Here is a 1,399-nt window from a genome sequence, read left to right on the forward strand (position 1 = left end):
GTTGCAGGGCTTCTTTGTGGCTGTTCAGGTTAGGTGCGAAACCGCCTTCGTCGCCCACGGTAGTTGGGAAGCCTTTGGCATCACACAGTTTTTTCAGTGCGTGGAAAATTTCGGCGCCGCAACGCAGGGCTTCGCGGAAAGATTTTGCGCCGACAGGCATAATCATGAATTCTTGGATGTTCAGGCTGTTGTTGGCATGTTCGCCGCCGTTGATAACGTTCATCATTGGAACAGGCAGAGCCATTGGGCCTGCGCCGCCCAAGTAACGATACAGAGGCAGGCCTGCATCTTCAGCGGCTGCGCGTGCTACGGCCATAGAAACGGCCAAAGTGGCGTTGGCACCCAAGTTGCCTTTGTTTTCAGTACCGTCCAATTCGATCATGATTTGGTCGATATAAGATTGTTCGTTGGCATCGATACCGATGAGGGCTTGCGCGATTTGGTTGTTGACGTGGTCAACGGCTTTCAATACGCCTTTGCCTAAGTAACGGGATTTGTCGCCGTCACGCAGTTCCAAAGCTTCTTTTTGGCCGGTTGATGCGCCGCTAGGTACGGCCGCGCGTCCCATAACGCCGGATTCCAACAATACGTCACACTCTACGGTAGGGTTGCCGCGGGAGTCCAAAATTTCGCGTGCAAAAATATCAACGATTGCGCTCATGAATATCTCCAAATAGGATGGTAAAAGAAAAGTAGCTTTGTTACGTTTCAGACGGCCTTAAGGATGATTGCCAAAGTCTGATGAATGCAGACATTATACCGTCTTTGCCAAGTATGGCATCGGAGTCGGCATGAAACCGACTGTAAGTTTGTTTCACGTCAATATCGCTCAAACAAATATAAGCCGTATAGTGTAACATTTTTTACCCTTTTTAGGGTGAAAAGCTGATTAAATAAGGCATAAGGCCGTCTGAAAAGCGGATTAGCCTGCTCCCAAAATCATCGAGCCTACACCGTCATCGGTCAGCACTTCCAAGAGCAGGGCGTTGGGAACGCGGCCGTCTATGATATGCGTGGCTTTGACACCGCTTTTGGCGGCTTCGACGGCAGAGGCAATTTTAGGCAGCATGCCGCCGTACAGCGTACCGTCTTCAATCAGTTCGTCAATGCGGCTTGGCGTCAGGGTGGTCAATAATTTGCCTTCTTTATCCAGTACGCCGGGGATATTGGTCATCATCAGCAGTTTTTCAGCTTGAAGTTTTTCCGCCAGTTTGCCGGCAACTAAGTCGGCATTAATGTTGAACGCTTCGCCGTTTTGGCCTACGCCGATGGGGGCGATGACCGGAATGCAGCCGCGCTCAACCAAACCTTCCACCAAACGGGTGTCGATGTCGGCCACGGTGCCGACTTGACCGATGTCCACACCTTTTTGTTCGGGCGTATCGATCAGGAGTTTTTC

Annotated in this window: 2 protein-coding genes; both read right to left on the reverse strand. The window is 51.0% G+C overall.

The features are described from left to right. Nucleotides 1-661: phosphopyruvate hydratase (eno, locus tag ACTHUE_RS19130; protein ID WP_440402895.1), on the reverse strand; the 661-nt coding region annotated here is incomplete at its 3' end. A 261-nt stretch (nucleotides 662-922) separates the two neighbouring features. Then, nucleotides 923-1,399, reverse strand: a 477-nt coding sequence (locus ACTHUE_RS19135) for an amino acid kinase family protein (protein ID WP_440424184.1), incomplete at its 5' end; no start/stop codon positions are given.

The organism is Neisseria sp. P0021.S005, assembly GCF_051956955.1.